Source organism: Sphingomonas sp. IC081 (assembly GCF_006874585.1).
Taxonomy (GTDB): Bacteria; Pseudomonadota; Alphaproteobacteria; order Sphingomonadales; family Sphingomonadaceae; genus Novosphingobium.
Map to the genome: position 1 here is coordinate 3,393,333 of NZ_CP029761.1, position 17,230 is coordinate 3,410,562.

Genomic DNA, 17,230 nt, shown 5'->3' on the forward strand with positions numbered 1-17,230 from the left:
CCATGTCCTCTCCCCTGCCCGGCGTTGCCGCCGCCATCCGCGAAGTGCTGCTCGAACGCGATCCCCGCACCAAGGTCATGGCCACCCGCAAGGTCGCCCGCGACTGGCGGCTGGGTCGCCTCGCTTATGCCTTCGATGTCGCCATGCCCGACGAACCGGGCCGCCCCGACGCGCCCGAACTGCTGCCGCCGGGCCGCATGCCCAAGCGCGGCAAGGGCGGTTCGCAGCGCGGGCGGATCGCGCTCTGGCACGCCCTGGCGCATATCGAATTTGTCGCCATCGACCTCGCGCTCGACATGGCCGGGCGCTTCGGCGGCGAGATGAATCCCGGTTTTGTCGGCGACTTTCTCTCGGTCGCGGCCGACGAGGCGCTGCACTTCGCGCTGATCGACCGGCACTTGCGCACGATGGGCAGCCACTACGGCGCGCTTCCCGCGCACAGCGGCCTGTGGGAAGCGGCCGGCAACACCCGGCACGACGTCGCCGCGCGGCTCGCGGTGGTGCCGATGGTGCTCGAGGCGCGCGGGCTCGACGTCACTCCGGCGACGCTCGAACGGGTCCGCAACCTTGGCGACGAACGCGGCGCACGCATCCTCGAGAGAATCCTTGACGACGAAATCCGGCACGTCCGTTTCGGATCAACACATTTCGCCGCATGGGCCGAAACGATGAATGGAGAGCCTGCCGACCTCTGGAAAACCCTTGTTTCCCGCCATTTTGGCGGCGCCGTTAAGCCACCGTTCAACGACTCGGCGCGCCTCGCTGCCGGTTTATCGCGGGATTTCTACCTTGGGGTTGTCTGTCAGTAATCGATCGGCATAACTCCAACTCGCGAGACGGCGGGGGGTTCCGACCATCTCTAAAACTAGGGTTCGCGGCGCGCCTCACGGTGCGCCAGTGATAAATACAAGCGTCGTGTCCTTTGCGGATTTCGGCGGATAACAAGGTATTACGAGTGGTCGTCACGAAACTCATTGCCAAGTTCCGCACGGTAACCGCCACGGTTGCGTTCGCGGGTCTTTCCCTGGCAGCCCATCCCGCCATGGCCAACAGCGCCGCCGCCGACATCTCGGGCCCGCAGCGCGCCGCCCAGTCGGCCAGCCAGTCCGCCAGCGGCGGTGAGGACGAACAGTTCCGCACCCTCTTCAGCTCCTGGCAGAATTACGAGGAAACCGGTCTTGCCGCCGCCAAGGCCAAGCCCGCGATCCCCGGCACCGCCCGCCTTTCGGGCGTCGCGGTTCCCTCGCGCACCCCGCTGGAAGGCCTGAAGCTCACCAGCAGCTTCGGCATGCGCGAACACCCCATTTTCGGCGGTCGCCGCGCCCACAAGGGCATCGACCTTGCCGCTCCCATCGGCACCCCGATCTACGCAACCGCTGACGGCGTTGTCGGCAAGGCTTCGTGGTTCGGCGGCTACGGCCTGTTTGTCGAACTGGAGCATGGCGGCGATCTCGAAACCCGCTACGGCCACATGTCGCGCCTTGCCGTTGCCGAAGGCCAGATGGTCCACAAGGGCGAGGTGATCGGCTACGTCGGCACCACCGGCAATTCGACCGGCCCGCACCTCCACTACGAAGTCCGCGTCGACGGCCAGGCCGTGAACCCGATCCCCTACATGCAGGGCGATCGCATGGCCGCTGCCGACAAGACCGAAATCGGCGGCTGATCACACAAGTTTCAAACCGGCCAGAGACTGCGGGAGAGACAGTCCGGTCAACGGGTTTGGAGAGGAGGGAAGAGGCGGCTTCACGGCCGCCTTTTCTTATGGCGGTGGGTTTTCTCATGCCGGTTTTTCCGCCCCTATGACTGATCGCGCTTCCCCGCTAGCGTGACGGGTGATGACTTCGCCCTATCACCCTCCCATCAAGCGTTCGGTCGAGATCGCCGGGCACAAGACCTCGATCAGCCTCGAACCGGTGTTCTGGGACATGCTGCGCGCCGCCGCCGCCGAAGCCGGCGTTCCCGTCAACGCCCTCGTCGCGCGGATCGATGCCGAGCGGCTCGAGGCCGAAGTGCCGCCCGGCCTGGCCGGAGCGATCCGCGTCTGGCTGGTGTCGCAGCCCCGGGAGTCCGCTTCCCCGCTTGCCTGAGCCCGGCGGCACGCTAGGGTAGTTTCAGGCCCGATGCTTCAGGCCCGATGCTTCAGGCCCGATGCTTCAGGTCCGGTGCTTCAGCCCCGGTTCAGCGCGAGAGGTTTCAACAGCTTCCATGTCCTTCGCGCGTCTTGCCGCACTGGCCCTGAGCGTCCTTGCCCTGATTGGCTGGTCCGCCACCCCGGCGGCCGCCCAGTCGATCCTGCGCGACGCCGAGACCGAGGCCCTGCTCAAGGACATGGCCCGCCCGCTGATCGTCGCCGCCGGGCTCGATCCCGCCCATGTCGACATCGTCCTCGTCAACGATCCCTCGGTGAACGCCTTTGTCGCCGGCGGGCAGGCCGTCTACGTCAATTCGGGCCTCATCAACGAGGCCGACAAGGCCGCCCAGGTGCAGGGCGTGATCGCCCACGAACTGGGCCACGTCACCGGCGGCCATGCCGTGCTCAACCAGGGCGCGAAAAGCGCGACCAGCATCTCGCTGCTCTCGCTGCTGCTGGGCGCGGCCGCCGCGGCCGCCGGCGGCGGCGAGGCGGCGATGGGCGTCATCATGGCCGGCCAGTCCGCCGCCATGGGCAAATACCTGGCCTATACCCGCTCGCAGGAAGCCTCGGCGGACGCCGCCGGCGCGCAGTATCTTTCGGCGGCCGGGATCAGCGGGCGCGGCTCGCTGGAGTTCTTCCAGAAGCTCCAGAACCTCGAATTCCGCTACGGCTACCGCCCGCAGGACGGCGACGAGTTCTACTCCACCCACCCCCTCACCGGCGACCGTATCCAGACCCTGCAGGACACCTACGAAAAGGATCCGGCCTGGACCAGGCCGGACGATCCCAAGATCCAGGCCCGCTACGTGCGCATGAAGGCCAAGCTGTTCGGCTATCTCGCCGAGCCGCGCGACGTGCTGCGCGTCTATCCGCTGACCGACAATTCGGTGCCTGCGCACTACGCCCGCGCCTATGCCTGGCACCGCCAGTCGGAAATGGACCGCGCCACCGCCGAGGCCGACGCCCTGCTGATGACCGATCCCGACGATCCCTATTTCCTTGAGCTCAAGGGCCAGATCCTGCTCGAATCCGGCCAGCCGAACGAAGCGCTGGTCCCCTTGCGCAAGGCCACCGAACTGACCGGCTACCAGCCGCTGATCGCCACCCTGTTCGGCCACGCCCTGATCGCCACCGAAGATCCCCAGCACTTCAAGGAAGCCGAGACGGTGCTGCGCAACGCCGCCGCGCGCGACCGCGAGAATCCCTTCACCTGGTACCAGCTCGGCACCATCTACGCCGCCAACGGCGACATGCCCCGCGCCCGCCTCGCCAGTGCCGAGCAGCAGTCGCTTTCCGGCCAGATGGACGCCGCACTGATGAACGCGCAGGCCGCCGAGGCCGGGCTCAAGCAGGGCACGCCCGACTGGCTGCGCGCGCAGGACATCGAGATGGAAGCGCGCGGCGCACTGGAACGCGACAAGAAGCGCCGCTAGAGACCGCATTTGAAAATTCGCGGCGCGCGAATTCTGCCCGCACCGGCCCTCTCCCCCATCCGACCACCCCGAAGCATGCCCGGACGGGTAACCGGGTGAGGGAGAGGGCCGGTGCAACGACCGACACAGACAGTACGGGACAAACGAAAAGCATGGGTATTGGCACCAGGATCGCCGCAACGCTGGCCGGCCTTGCAGTGGTGGGCGGCGGCGTGTGGTTCGCCGGTCCGACGATCGCCGGGCACGTGATTCACGACTATCTCGTCACCAATCCCGAAGTGCTGAACGAGGCGATGGACGCCCTCCAGCGCAAGCAGGCCAAGGCCCAGCTGGCAGGGGTCAGGCAAAGCGTGGAGACGCCCTTCCCCGGCGCCGTGCTGGGCAATCCCAACGGTGCCGTGACCCTGGTCGAGTTCACCGACTATGCCTGCGGCTACTGCCGCCGCAGCCTGCCCGACGTGGCCCAGCTGCTCGCCAAGAACCCGGACCTGCGCATCGTCGTGCGCGAACTGCCGATCATCAGCCAGCACAGCGCCGCCGCCGCGCGCATGGCGCTCGCCGCGGCCGAGCAGGGCAAGTACCATCCGTTCCATGACGCCATGTTTGCCGCCGGCCAGCTCGATCCCGAATCGATCGAGGCCGCGGCCAAACAGGCCGGTCTCGACATGGAGCGCGCCCGCAAGGTCGCCGCCAGCCCGGTGGTCGAGCAGGAACTGAGCCGCAATGTCGACGTGGCGGGCCGCCTCGGCTTCTCGGGCACCCCGAGCTGGATCGCGGGCGACCGCATGATCTCCGGCGCGGTCGGCTTCGAGCAGCTGTCGCAGGCGGTGAACGAGGCGCGCGGGAGCTAGGTTTCCGCATCTGACCCGACATCATATCTTAGGCGGATTTACGCTGCGGGCGCTTTTCGTCTAGAAAGCCCGCATGTCCGTCTTGCCGATCCAGCCCATCCCCTTCTTTGCCGACAAGGACAAGGCGTTCTGGCGCCTTCAGGCCGTGGGCTGGAGCGGGGCGATGCTGCTGCGCACGATGTCGGCGATCGCCAACAACCAGCCGATCGCCTTCCTCGTGCTGGTGCTGATCGCCACGATCACCGGCTTCTCGATCTCGCTGGTGCTCTCGGTCATCTACCGCGCGCTGTTCCGCAAGCGCGCGCTGGTCACCTGGGGCCTGACGTTCCTCGCGCTGTCGATCGCGGTCGGCCTGCATTCGTTCATCGACGCCTGGGTGGTCTCGCTGTGGCGCGCCGATGGCGACACCAATTTCACCGGCCTGTTCCTTGGCGTGTTCTACCTCGACGCAACGCTGCTGGGGGCCTGGACCGCGCTCTATTACATGGTCAACTTCTACCTCCAGGTGGAAGAGCAGAACGACCAGCTGATCCAGCTGGAGAACCAGGCGACACAGGCCCAGCTGGCCATGCTGCGCTACCAGCTCAACCCGCATTTCCTGTTCAACACGCTGAACTCGATCTCCACCCTGGTGCTGCTCAAGCAGACCGAGCCGGCCAATGCGATGCTCAGCCGGCTCTCCTCGTTCCTGCGCTACACGCTGATCAACAAGCCCTCGGCGCGGGTCACGGTGGCGACCGAGGTGGAGACGCTCAAGCTCTATCTCGACATCGAGCTGATGCGCTTCGAGGAGCGCCTGCGCACCACCTTCCAGATCGATCCCGCGACCGAGACCTGCCTGCTGCCCTCGCTGCTGCTCCAGCCGCTGGTCGAGAATGCCATCAAGTATGCCGTGACCCCGCAGGAGACCGGAGCCGAGATCACCGTGGCCACGCAGCTCGTCGGGCCGATGCTTCGCATCACCGTCTCGGATACCGGGCCGGGCTTGCAAACGCCGACGACCGACAACAGGTTGTCGGGCATGACCTATGATGGAGGGGAGCCGGTATCCACCGGCGTCGGCCTGTCGAACATCCGCGATCGCCTCAGCCAGGCCTACGGCGAGAACCACCGCTTCGAGACGGTGGAGCCCGTCGAAGGCGGCTTTGCCGTGCTGATCGAATTTCCCGCGGAACGCCAGCCCTCCCTCGAGGACATTGCAGAACCCCTGCGCCAGCCCGCTCTCGTGGGGCGATGATACGCCGGGCGATGAATCAAGGTCCGATCTCGTCGGGCGTGAAACAATTTTGGCTCCCATGCGTTTGCGGGGCCGGAGAACGTAACACATGACCATTCGCACTATCCTCGTCGATGACGAGAAACTCGCGATCCAGGGCCTTCAGATCCGTCTGGAGAAGTATCCGGACGTCGAGATCATCGACACCTGTTCCAATGGCCGCGAAGCCATTCGCAAGATCAAGACCGAAAAGCCCGACCTTGTCTTCCTCGACATCCAGATGCCCGGTTTCGACGGTTTCTCGGTGGTCAAGGGCGTCATGGAAATCGAACCGCCGCTGTTCGTCTTTGTCACCGCCTACCAGGAACACGCCGTGCGCGCCTTCGAAGCCAACGCCGTGAACTACCTGATGAAACCGGTCGACGAGGCCAAGCTCGACGACACCCTCGCCCGCGTGCGCCAGCGCCTTGCCGAAAAGCGCTCGGCCGACGAGGCGGAAAAGCTCAAGACCGTGCTGGCCGAAGTCGCCCCCGACGCGGTCGACGCGATCCCCGAGGAAACCGACCCCAACGCGGACCGCTACGAAAAGCTCATCAACATCAAGGATCGCGGCCAGATCTTCCGCATCGACGTCGATTCGATCGAGCATATCGAAGCGGCCGGCGACTACATGTGCATCCGCACCGCCGACAACTCGCTGATCCTGCGCGAGACGATGAAGGACCTCGAACGCCGCCTCGACCCGCGCGTGTTCCAGCGCGTCCACCGCTCGACGATCGTCAACCTCAACCAGGTCCGCCAGGTGAAGCCGCATACCAACGGCGAATGCTTCCTGGTGCTCGATTCGGGCGCGCAAGTGAAAGTCAGCCGCTCCTACCGCGACGTGATCGCGCGGTTCGTGCACTGAGGTTTCGCGCGGACACGATTCCTTACAAACCGTGCCGTCGCCCCCGCTCTCGCGGGGATGACGGCTCAGAGGCTGTTTGGAAAATGCCCATGAGGGCATTTTCAGATGCGGCGCGCCTTTGAATCAGGCCTTGATTCAGGCGCGTCGTTCAGTCTTTCGGCCCCACCGAGAACCGCGCCGCACGTTCCGCCAGCCGCTCCACCGCGGCCCCGTGGATCGCCCGCGACGTGCAGAGCACGCCGAACGCGCGCGGGTCGTGCTTGTTGTAGTTGAGCGGCTGGCCGAAAGCATCGGTCACTTCCGCCCCGGCCTCGCGCGCGATCAGACCGGCGGCGGCGATGTCCCATTCGAACCCCCAGCGCAGCGTGGCGAGGATGTCCGCCTCGTCGGCGCCGACCATCGCCATGCGCAGCGCAATCGAATTGGGCTGGTCGACCAGCACCAGGTCCGCATCCTCCGCCGCCAGCTTCTTGGCCGGCACCCGCGCGCCGGGCAGCGTCTCGCGCTGGCTGGCGCTCAGCCGCACGCCGTTGCGCCATGCGCCCTTGCCCGCCTCGGCGAACCAGAACTCGCCGCCGGCCTCGCGCGCCCGCGCCGGGGCGTAGAGGTAGCCGAGCAGCGGCCGCCGCGTGTTCACCAGCGCCACCGAGATCGCCCAGCCGCTCCTCCCGGCAATAAAATCGCGGGTGCCGTCGATCGGATCGACCAGCCAGACCAGTTCGTGCGCGGTGCGGTGGTGCGAGTCGGCGGTTTCCTCGGAGAGCCAGCCCGCCGAAGGCAGCAGCGCGGAGAGTTCGCGGCGCAGGAATTCGTCCACCGCCAGATCGAGCGTGCAGACCGGGCTTCCGGGGTCTTTTTCCCAGTGTTCAAGCACATGCCCGTCCCCCGGCCAGCCGGCCAGGGCGATGCGGCCTGCCTCGCGGACGATGGCTTCAAGTCTGTCGCGGTCGATCATGCACCAGCCTGCGGCTTCGGGACGGACGGTTTGGGATGCGCGGTCAGCGGAATTGCAGCCCTCGCAACGGTGTCCTTGCGCGAGGCAACGGGACTTTTCAAGCGCGCGGGGATGTGCTTATGCGGCCCGTAAAGTTCGGGGCTCCCCGCGCCGTTTCCACGGACACTCCAGCAGAAAGCGATTTCAGCGATGAACATTCACGAATACCAGGCGAAGGAACTGCTTGCGAAGTTCGGCGTCGGCATCCCGGCCGGCATCCCCGCGCTCACCGTTGAAGAAGCGGTTGCCGCCGCCAAGCAGCTGCCCGGACCGCTCTATGTCGTGAAGGCCCAGATCCACGCCGGCGGGCGCGGCAAGGGCAAGTTCAAGGAACTCGGCCCCGACGCCAAGGGCGGCGTGCGCCTTGCCAAGTCGGTTGAGGAAGTCGAGGAATTCGCCAAGGAAATGCTCGGCAACACCCTCGTCACCGTGCAGACCGGCGAAGCCGGCAAGCAGGTGAACCGCCTCTACGTGACCGACGGCGTCGACATCGCCAACGAATACTACCTGTCGATGGTCGTCGACCGCGCTTCGAGCCGCGTCGCCATGATCGTCTCGACCGAAGGCGGCATGGACATCGAGGATGTTGCCCACAACACCCCCGAGAAGATCACCACCGTCACCATCGACACCGCTGCCGGCTTCCAGGCCCACCACGGCCGTGCCGTTGCCTTCGCCCTGAAGCTCTCGGGCGAACTCAACAAGCAGGCGCAGAAGATCGCCAAGCAGCTCTACGAAGCCTTCGTGGCTCTCGACTGCGACATGCTCGAGATCAACCCGCTCGTCGAAACCAAGGACGGCAACCTGCTCGTTCTCGACACCAAGATGAGCTTCGATTCGAACGCCCTCTACCGTCACCCCGACGTACAGGCCCTGCGCGACGAGACCGAGGAAGATCCGGCGGAAGTCGAAGCCTCGAAGTACGACCTGGCCTACATCAAGCTCGATGGCGACATCGGCTGCATGGTCAACGGTGCCGGCCTCGCCATGGCGACGATGGACATCATCAAGCTCAACGGCTCGTTCCCGGCCAACTTCCTTGACGTCGGCGGCGGCGCCACCAAGGAAAAGGTGACCGCGGCGTTCAAGATCATCCTGCGCGATCCCAACGTGAAGGGCATCCTCGTCAACATCTTCGGCGGCATCATGAAGTGCGACGTCATCGCCGACGGCATCGTTGCCGCCGCGAAGGAAGTGAACCTCTCGGTTCCGCTCGTGGTTCGCCTCGAAGGCACCAACGTCCAGCAGGGCAAGGACATCCTGGCCAACTCCGGCCTGCCGATCGTCCCCGCCAACGACCTGGGCGATGCGGCCAAGAAGATCGTGGCAGAGGTCAAGAACGTCGCCGCCTGATAGGCGCCGTTTCTTGGATCTTTCGCGATCCCGTATCGGATAATGCAGCGGCGGGGGTTTTCGGGCCCCCGCCGTTTTGCGTTTGATCGCTAGACAAAACGCATTCGCGTGAAGCCGACCTTTGCGGCGTCATAGTAATTCTCGGCCACCGATTTCTGCCGGGGCGATGCGCATTTTCGCGGATTTGCGCTATGGCACACGCCGTGATCCCACCCTGGGCTCATCTCGTCGCCGGCGGGGCTTGACGTATACGTCAATTGCCTATTAGGCGTGCCTTGAGTGGATTTAATCGAGCGGCTAAACAGGCCGCGCCTGAAACTGAGAGGACCCGATCAGATGAAGATCCTCGTGCCCGTAAAGCGGGTGATCGACTATAACGTAAAGCCGCGCGTGAAGGCGGATGGAACGGGTGTTGACCTGGCCAACGTCAAGATGAGCATGAACCCGTTCGACGAGATCGCGGTCGAAGAAGCCATCCGCATCAAGGAAGCGGGCAAGGCTGAAGAGATCGTCGCCGTCTCGGTCGGCCCGGCCAAGGCGCAGGACACGCTGCGCACCGCGCTCGCCATGGGCGCCGACCGTGCGATCCTGATCGAGACCGACACTGAGGTTGAGCCGCTGGCCGTCGCCAAGATCCTCAAGGCGATCGTCGCCGAAGAGAATCCCGGCCTCGTGATCCTCGGCAAGCAGGCGATCGACGACGATTCGAACCAGACCGGCCAGATGCTCGCCGCGCTGCTGGGCCGCCCGCAGGGTACGTTCGCCAGCAAGGTCGAAATCGATGGCGATCACGTTGCCGTGACCCGCGAAGTCGATGGCGGTCTGGAGACCGTCAAGCTGGCGCTGCCCGCGATCGTCACCACCGACTTGCGCCTCAACGAGCCGCGCTACGCTTCGCTGCCCAACATCATGAAGGCGAAGAAGAAGCAGCTCGATGTGAAGACCGCCGCCGATTACGGCGTCGACGTGGCCCCGCGCCTCAAGACCCTCAAGGTCTCGGAGCCGCCCGTCCGCTCGGCCGGTATCGAGGTCGCCGACGTCGATGGCCTCGTCGCCAAGCTCAAGGAACTGGGCGTCGCCTGAGGGCACAGCCCGGGAAGGATTTGAAACGATGAAGACGCTCGTTTGGGTCGAACACGACAACGCGTCGGTCAAGGACGCAACGCTCCACACCGTCACCGCTGCCGCCAAGCTGGGTGAAGTCCACCTGCTGGTCGCGGGCTCGGGCTGCCGTGCCGCCGCCGAGGCTGCCGCGAAGATCGCCGGCGTCGCCAAGGTGCACCTGGCCGACAACGCCGCCTACGAACACGCGCTGGCCGAAAACGTCGCGCCGCTGATCGTCGAGCTGATGGGCCACCACGACGCGTTCCTGGCGCCCGCCACCACCACCGGCAAGAACGTCGCCCCGCGCGTCGCCGCGCTGCTCGACGTGATGCAGCTGTCGGACATCCTCTCGGTCGAGGGCGAGAAGACCTTCACCCGCCCGATCTATGCGGGCAACGCCATCGCCACCGTCGAAACGAGCGATGCCAAGCTGGTGATCACCGTGCGCGGCACCGCCTTCGACAAGGCCGCTGCCGAGGGTGGTTCGGCTGCCATCGAAGACGTCGCAGGTGCCGGTGACGCGGGCCTGTCCAGCTTTGTCGGTGCCGAACTCGCCAAGTCGGAACGCCCGGAACTGACCAGCGCCAAGGTGATCGTCTCGGGCGGCCGCGCGCTGAAGGACTCGGAAACCTTCGAACAGGTCATCATGCCGCTTGCCGACAAGCTCGGCGCCGCCGTCGGTGCCTCGCGCGCGGCGGTGGACGCGGGTTATGTGCCCAACGACTACCAGGTCGGCCAGACCGGCAAGATCGTGGCTCCCGAAGTCTACATCGCGGTGGGCATCTCGGGCGCGATCCAGCACCTTGCGGGTATGAAGGATTCCAAGACCATCATCGCCATCAACAAGGACGAGGACGCACCGATCTTCCAGGTCGCCGACGTCGGCCTCGTGGCGGATCTGTTCAGCGCCGTGCCGGAGCTTACCGGCAAGCTCTGAACGGCGCTAAAGGCCTGAAAACAAGAACCCCGGCGCTTGCAGCGTCGGGGTTTTTCGTAGCATCCGCTTGTCGAAACGGGGGCCAAACGACAGTGATGAAACCGATCCGGAATGCTCTTGCCCTGGCTGGCGTGCTCGCGCAGCTGGCCTGGCCCGCCGCACCGGCCGTGGCCGCAGCCGCGATAGCGACTGAAACCGAGCTCGAGCCGGCTTCACCGTGGAGCATCGATACGGCCGACAATTCCTGCCGCCTGCGCCGTATGTTCGGCACCTCGCAGGCGCCCGTGCTGCTCCAACTGTCGGCTGCTTACCCCGGTACATCCTTCGAATTCCGCCTCTACGGCGCGCCGGTAAAGCAGCTTCTGCCCGACGACGACGCCACCGATAGGCTGCTGGTCGATTTCGGAATCGGCGATCCCACCAGGGTCAGGGGCCTGGCCGGGAGCAGCAATGCCACGGCCGGCCTGCTGGTCTTTGCGACAAAGCTGCCCACACTCGGCGATTCCTACGAAGTTCGCGACTTCGATCCGGCTTTCCTCGAACAGTCGTCCCGGATGGCCTTTGCGAGCGCGGATCATCGCATTACCCTGAACACCGGAAACCCTGCTGATGCATTGGCGGCCATGTCCGAATGCACCACCGCGCTGGTGGCCCGTTGAGGGCTGGACCCGAAAACCCAGGCCAGCCTGTCCAGACCGGCGGCCCCGAAGGACAAGGCCAGCTTCACACGCAGGATTTTGTCGATCCAGTACCCCGTCGCCCAGGCCCGCGCCGGCAAGGGAGGGCGCGTCGATGTGCTCGTCTTGCTCGACAGCAACGGCTCCGTGACGAAGTGCATGGTGCCCAACGCGATCGGACATTCGGCCTTTGGCGAAACGACGTGCGCAGCCATCATGAAAGTGCCGTTTGCACCGGCGCTGGACAAGAACGGAACGCCGGTCCCCTCCTTCTACGGTATCAGTGTGCTGTTCCTGATCGGATGAACCCGGCTCTCAGGCCTTGCAGACCAGCCGCTCGTAGAGATTGATCGCAGCGCCCCGTCCTTCTTCCGGCTCATGGCGCCCATATTGAACGAAGCCGAGCCCATCAGCCACACGCTCCGACGCCACGTTGCCGTCCTCGATCATGCAGGCAATGCGGCGTGGGCCGTGGGCCTCGTCGAACCATGCAATCGCGGCACGCATGACTTCCTGCGCCAGCCCCTGGCCCCAGCAGTCCTGACGGACGATCCAGCCCGCCTCGGGCGTATCGTCCATGCCCTTGCCGAAGCCGCGCCAGCTATGGAACACGCCGCAGTTGGCGATGAGGTCACGCTCGCCGGGACGGCGTACATAGAAAGTGCCGTAGCCATAGAGCGCCCAGCTGCCGGCGTTGCGGCCGAGCCGGTTGAACTGGTCCATCGGATCGGGGCTGGCGGGGCCCAGGAAGCGGCGCATGTCCTCGTGGGCGAGCAGCTTGCAAAGCCCCTCCAGATCGTCCGCAGTCGGCTTCCACAGTTCGAAACGCGCGGTCTTGAGAAAGGGGCCCTGCGTCACAGCAATTGCTCCGCGCCGTGGATGCACAGGCCGAACAGGCCGCCGACCAGAGTGCCGTTGATGCGGATGAACTGGAGGTCGCGGCCCACCGCGCCTTCGATGCGATCGGTCACGGTGCGGGCATCCCAGCGTTTCACGGTTTCCGACACCAGCCGCACGATCTCACTCCCATAACGCGAGGCGACGCCGACCAGGGTGCGGCGCGCGAAGCGGTTGACCATGTATTGCAGCTTGCGATCCTCGCCAAGGGCCTCTCCCAGCTGCGAAAGACTCTCGCCCAGCGCGCCCGAGAGCGCCTTGTCGGGATTGCGCACGGCCTTGAGCAGTCCGGCCCGGGCGCGTTCCCACATGCCGTCGATCCACGCGCCCATCGCCGGGTTTTCGAGGAGGTCGGTCTTGATGCGCTCGACCCGCGCCTGCATCTCCGGATTGTGCCTGAGGTCCTGCGCGAGTTTCACCAGCGCCTCGTCCACTTTGGCGCGCAGCGGATGGTCGGGCTGGACGATCACTTCGGCCAGCAGCCGGTAGGCCCCGTCGAGCACGCCGTTGGCCAGCCGCTCGTCCAGACCCGTCCAGCGCATGATGGTGTTGGCGCGCTGGTGGATCATCTCGCGGATCATCGGCTCGTTGGCCTCGATGGCCTCGCCGATCTTGCGCAGCACGCTTTCGAGGACCGGCAGGTGCCGCCCTTCGGCAATCGCGTTCTCCAGCATCTGGCCCAGCAGCGGCGCCGCGTCGATCTTCTCGATCTGGCGGCGCAGCCCGGCTTTCACCATGCCGCCCATTTCCTCGGGATCGAGCGATTCAAGCACGTCGCCGACAAGCTGCGCCGCCCCGGCGCGGATGCGCGACTGCTCCTCGCGGCGGGGATCGGCGAGGAAGCCGCCCAGGCTGGCGGCGATGTTGAAACCGTTGAGCCGGCGGGCGACGACTTGCGGCGTCAGGAAATTGTCGCGCAGGAACGCCGCCATCGAATCGGCGATACGGTCCTTGTTCTCGGGGATGATGGCGGTGTGCGGGATCGGCAGGCCCAGCGGATGGCGGAACAGCGCCGTCACCGCGAACCAGTCCGCCAGCCCGCCGACCATCGCCGCCTCGGTGAACGAAATCGCATAGCCCAATGGCCCGCCCCATTCGGGGTGGTCCATCAGCAGCCGCTTCAGCACGACAAAGGCCGCCGCCATGAACAGCAGCAGCCCCGTCGCGAACAGGCGCATGCGCCGCGCCTTGTCCGCCCGATCAAGGTCTCGCCTTACCACTCGAATGCTACGCATGGGCAGCGGCAAGGTTCCTCCCGAGATCCAGGTTTCCGCTCATTCGGCAGCGATCGGCTGCGGCAAGGGATCGTGGCCATGGTCCAGTCCGTGCCCGGCCGCGTGCGCGTGGTGGGGCTCGAAGGTCAGCAGCTTGCGCCGCAGCCACGGCCCGATCCGCTTTTCGAAACCATCGGCCAGACTGAAGGCCGCCGGCACGATGACCAGCGTCAGCATCGTCGAGAGCACCAGGCCGCCGATCACCACCAGTCCCATCGGCGCGCGGAACGCCCCGTCGCCCGAAAGCGAGAGTGCGGTCGGGATCATGCCGGCGGTCATCGCCACGGTGGTCATGATGATCGGCTGCGCGCGCTTGTGCCCGGCGTCCATGATCGCCGCGAGCTTGTCGACCCCCTTCTCCATCTCCTCGATGGCAAAGTCGATCAGCAGGATCGAGTTCTTGGCAACGATGCCGAGCAGCATCAGGATACCGATGTAGACCGGCATCGAGATCGGCTGCCCCACCGCCGCCAGCGCCAGCAGGCCGCCCAGCGGTGCCAGCAGGAGCGAGGCCATGTTCACCAGCGGCGAGACAAACCGCTTGTAGAGCAGCACCAGCACCGCAAAGACCAGCATGATGCCGCTGATCACCGCGATGATGAAGTTCATGATCATCTCGCCCTGCCACTTGTCCTCGCCCACCGGCGCGTTCGAGACGCCCAGCGGCAGGTTCTTCATGATCGGCAGGTTCTGGATCTTCTCCATGATCGGGCCCTTGACCTGGCCTTCGCCAAGGTCGGCACCCACGAAGATGCGGCGCGACTGGTTGTAGCGCTGGATCTGCGTCGGCCCGGCGCCGAAGCGGATTTCGGCGACCCGCTTGAGCGGCACCGAGCCGCCGCTGGCGGTCGTCACCGGCAGGTTCTCGATCGTCGAGAAGTCACGGCGATCGGCACGGTCAAGAATCACGCGGATCGGCACCTGGCGGTCCGAGAGCGAGAACTTGGCCGCATTCTGGTCGATCTCGCCCAGCGTGGCGATCCGGATCGTCTGGCTGAGCGCGGCAGTGGTGACGCCAAGCTGGGCCGCAAGGTCGGTACGCGGCACGATCACCAGTTCCGGACGCTGGAGGTCGGCGGCGATGCGCGGGGCGACAACGCCGGGGATCGTGCGCATCTGCTCCACGAGCGTCTGCGCGGTCTTGTTGAGCAGCACCGAATCGCTGCCCGAAAGCATGACCGAGATGTCGCGTCCGCTGCCGAAGCCGCCCGACTGGGTGGCAAAGCTCACGCGGGCGTCGGGGAAGGCCTGGAGCACCGGCGCCATGCGGCGCTCGAACTCGATGCTGCTGGCCTCGCGCTCGTCGGCGGGCTTGAGCGCGATGTAGAGCGTTGCCCTTGCCTCGCGCGACGCCTCGAGGATGTGCTTCACCTCGCTCTGGCCTTCGAGCAGCCGCGTCACGCGGTGCGCGACCTTGGCGGTATCCTCGATCGTGGTGCCGGGGACCAGCTCGATGTTGACGCGGCTGGTATCGTTGTTGGTGTTCGGATTGAACTGCTGCGGCAGCCCCGCAAGCAGCGCGAACGTGACGACCAGCGCATAGATGCCCATGCAGAAGGCATAGAAGCGGTGATCGTGCATGCGGGCGATCACGCGGTCGGTGAAATAGCGATACCAGCGGCCGAAAGCGCCCACGAACCACGCCAGCCAGCGCAGCACGAAGCCGAGGACATAGATCGCCACGGGAATGCCCAGCGGCGCGGCCACCGCGGCCAGCACAAAGGCCGCACCCTTGAGACCAAGCGCCCCCAGCCCCTTCTGCACGCCGAGGAAGACCAGCGTCGCCAGTCCGCCGCCGGCCGCCAGCAGGGCGACAAAGGCAAGCGCGGCGCAGACCGGATACCACCAGCGCAGCGGCTGGCGCACCAGAGCAGCCTTGCGGCGATGCGCCTCGCGGCTGTCGAGCGTCCAGGCGAGGACCTTCATGTAGAAGTCCATGGCCTTGCCGCCGCCATGCTCGGCATGGCCGTGCGCCTTGAGGAAGTAGGCCGCGACCATCGGCGTGATGAGACGCGCGACGGCAAGGCTCATCAGCACGGCCACCACCACGGTGAAGCCGAAGGGCTTGAAGAACTGGCCCGAGATGCCCGGCATCAGGCCCACCGGCAGGAACACCGCGACGATCGAGAACGTGGTGGCGACAACCGCCAGCCCGATCTCGTCGGCGGCGTCGATCGAGGCCTGGTAGGCCGACTTGCCCATGCGCATGTGGCGCACGATGTTCTCGATCTCGACGATCGCGTCATCGACCAGCACCCCTGCCACCAGGCTCAGCGCCAGCAGCGAGAGGAAGTTCAGCGTGAAGCCGAGCATGTCCATGAACCAGAACGTCGGGATCGCCGAAAGCGGGATCGCGATCGCCGAAACCAGCGTCGCCCGCCAGTCGCGCAGGAAGAAGAAGACGATGATGATCGCCAGCACCGCGCCCTCGACCAGCGCCTCCATCGAGCTGGTGTACTGGCCCTTGGTATAGTCGACGTCGGAGAACAGCCGGGTGATGTGGATGCCCGGGTTGTCCTTCTTGATCTTGTCGATCGCCTTCATCGCCTCGTTGTAGACGGTGAGGTCCGAGGCGCCGAGCGAGCGGCTGAACCCGAAGGTCACCACCTCGCGCCCGTTCAGGCGGGCGATGCGCGTGGGTTCGGAATAACCGTCGTAGACGTGCGCGATATCGGCAAGCTTGATCTGGCGGCCGCTGCCCAGGTTGATGCGGGTCTGCGACAGCGCATAGGCATTGCGCGCATTGCCGAGCACGCGGACCGACTGGCGCGAACCGGCGATCTCCGCCTGGCCGCCCGCGGCATCGGTGTTGACCTGGCGCAGCACGGTGTTGACGTCGCTGGCGGTGACGCCGAGCGCGACCATGCGCTGCGGATCGACGACAACCCGCATCTCGCGGTCGACGCCGCCGTTACGCTCGACCGAGGCCATGCCCTCGATCGCCAGCAGGCGCTTGGCGATGGTATCGTCGACGAACCAGGAGAGCTGCTCCATGGTCATGTCGTCGGCGCTGACCGAGAAGTAGGCGAGTTCGGTGCTGTTGGCCTCGAGCTTGGTCACGACCGGTTCGAGGATGCCTTGCGGCAACTGGCCGCGCACCTGGTCCACCGCGTTCTTGATCTGGTTGGTGGCGACGTCGGGATCGGTGCCGATCGAGAACAGCACCACGGTCAGCGAATTGCCTTCCGAGGCGGTGGACTGGATCTCCTCCACCCCCGGGACCGAACGCACCGCCCCTTCGACGATCTGGGTGATCTGCGTCTCGATCTCGGTCGGGGCCGCGCCCGGCTGCGAGATGCTGACCCGCACGCCCGGGAACTGGATGTCGGGCATGTTGTTGACGTCCATGCGCATGAACGCAACGACGCCCGCGATCATCACAGCGATGAAAAAGACGATGGGAATGATCGGATTGCGGATCGACCAGGCCGAGACATTGCGAAGGCTCAT

16 protein-coding genes are annotated in these 17,230 nt (G+C 65.8%); 12 read left to right on the forward strand and 4 right to left on the reverse strand.

Annotated elements, in window-relative coordinates; genetic code table 11:
- Positions 1-2 precede the first annotated feature (2 nt).
- From DM450_RS15950 to DM450_RS15980, 7 genes are all read left to right on the forward strand, one after another.
- A complete protein-coding gene (locus tag DM450_RS15950) occupies positions 3-809 on the forward strand; it encodes a ferritin-like domain-containing protein (protein WP_142636426.1) in 807 nt (268 codons plus the stop codon).
- 146 nt (positions 810-955) lie between these two features.
- Positions 956-1,666, forward strand: coding sequence for a M23 family metallopeptidase (locus tag DM450_RS15955; RefSeq protein ID WP_242526310.1), 711 nt, complete (start codon positions 956-958; stop codon positions 1,664-1,666).
- Between the two features lie 172 nt (positions 1,667-1,838).
- Positions 1,839-2,090 (forward strand): ribbon-helix-helix domain-containing protein, encoded by a 252-nt coding sequence (locus DM450_RS15960; RefSeq protein WP_142636428.1) that lies wholly within the window; start codon positions 1,839-1,841, stop codon positions 2,088-2,090.
- A gap of 118 nt (positions 2,091-2,208) precedes the next feature.
- Complete coding sequence (locus DM450_RS15965) at positions 2,209-3,570, forward strand: M48 family metalloprotease (protein ID WP_142636430.1); 1,362 nt, start codon at positions 2,209-2,211, stop codon at positions 3,568-3,570.
- 152 nt (positions 3,571-3,722) lie between these two features.
- A complete protein-coding gene (locus tag DM450_RS15970; protein ID WP_142636432.1) occupies positions 3,723-4,421 on the forward strand; it encodes a DsbA family protein in 699 nt (232 codons plus the stop codon).
- Between the two features lie 73 nt (positions 4,422-4,494).
- Positions 4,495-5,658 carry a sensor histidine kinase gene (locus tag DM450_RS15975; protein ID WP_142636434.1) on the forward strand — a complete coding sequence of 388 codons (1,164 nt, stop codon included), beginning with the start codon at positions 4,495-4,497 and terminating at the stop codon, positions 5,656-5,658.
- An 88-nt stretch (positions 5,659-5,746) separates the two neighbouring features.
- Positions 5,747-6,544, forward strand: coding sequence for a LytR/AlgR family response regulator transcription factor (locus DM450_RS15980; RefSeq protein WP_142636436.1), 798 nt, complete (start codon positions 5,747-5,749; stop codon positions 6,542-6,544).
- 148 nt (positions 6,545-6,692) lie between these two features.
- On the opposite strand, the gene DM450_RS15985 is transcribed toward DM450_RS15980, so the two are convergent.
- Positions 6,693-7,499 (reverse strand): 3'(2'),5'-bisphosphate nucleotidase CysQ, encoded by an 807-nt coding sequence (locus tag DM450_RS15985; protein WP_142636438.1) that lies wholly within the window; start codon positions 7,497-7,499, stop codon positions 6,693-6,695.
- Between the two features lie 189 nt (positions 7,500-7,688).
- Here DM450_RS15985 and sucC point away from each other — a divergent pair, with 189 nt between their 5' ends.
- The 5 genes from sucC to DM450_RS16010 all read left to right on the forward strand — a co-directional run bounded on the left by sucC (position 7,689) and on the right by DM450_RS16010 (position 11,915).
- A complete protein-coding gene (gene sucC, locus DM450_RS15990) occupies positions 7,689-8,891 on the forward strand; it encodes an ADP-forming succinate--CoA ligase subunit beta (protein ID WP_142636440.1) in 1,203 nt (400 codons plus the stop codon).
- Positions 8,892-9,227: 336 nt separating this feature from the next.
- Positions 9,228-9,974 carry an electron transfer flavoprotein subunit beta/FixA family protein gene (locus DM450_RS15995; protein WP_142636442.1) on the forward strand — a complete coding sequence of 249 codons (747 nt, stop codon included), beginning with the start codon at positions 9,228-9,230 and terminating at the stop codon, positions 9,972-9,974.
- 28 nt (positions 9,975-10,002) lie between these two features.
- Positions 10,003-10,932, forward strand: coding sequence for an electron transfer flavoprotein subunit alpha/FixB family protein (locus DM450_RS16000; protein ID WP_142636443.1), 930 nt, complete (start codon positions 10,003-10,005; stop codon positions 10,930-10,932).
- Positions 10,933-11,027: 95 nt separating this feature from the next.
- A complete protein-coding gene (locus DM450_RS16005) occupies positions 11,028-11,591 on the forward strand; it encodes a hypothetical protein (protein WP_142636445.1) in 564 nt (187 codons plus the stop codon).
- A gap of 78 nt (positions 11,592-11,669) precedes the next feature.
- Positions 11,670-11,915, forward strand: coding sequence for an energy transducer TonB (locus DM450_RS16010; RefSeq protein ID WP_185928634.1), 246 nt, complete (start codon positions 11,670-11,672; stop codon positions 11,913-11,915).
- Between the two features lie 9 nt (positions 11,916-11,924).
- On the opposite strand, the gene DM450_RS16015 is transcribed toward DM450_RS16010, so the two are convergent.
- The 3 genes from DM450_RS16015 to DM450_RS16025 form a co-directional block, all read right to left on the reverse strand.
- On the reverse strand, positions 11,925-12,467 hold the full coding sequence (locus DM450_RS16015; RefSeq protein WP_312846149.1) for a GNAT family N-acetyltransferase: 543 nt from the start codon (positions 12,465-12,467) through the stop codon (positions 11,925-11,927).
- Complete coding sequence (locus tag DM450_RS16020; RefSeq protein ID WP_142638015.1) at positions 12,464-13,684, reverse strand: DUF445 domain-containing protein; 1,221 nt, start codon at positions 13,682-13,684, stop codon at positions 12,464-12,466. Before DM450_RS16020 ends, DM450_RS16015 begins: the two co-directional genes overlap by 4 nt.
- A gap of 96 nt (positions 13,685-13,780) precedes the next feature.
- Positions 13,781-17,230, reverse strand: a complete 3,450-nt coding sequence (locus DM450_RS16025) for an efflux RND transporter permease subunit (RefSeq protein ID WP_142636449.1) — start codon at positions 17,228-17,230, stop codon at positions 13,781-13,783.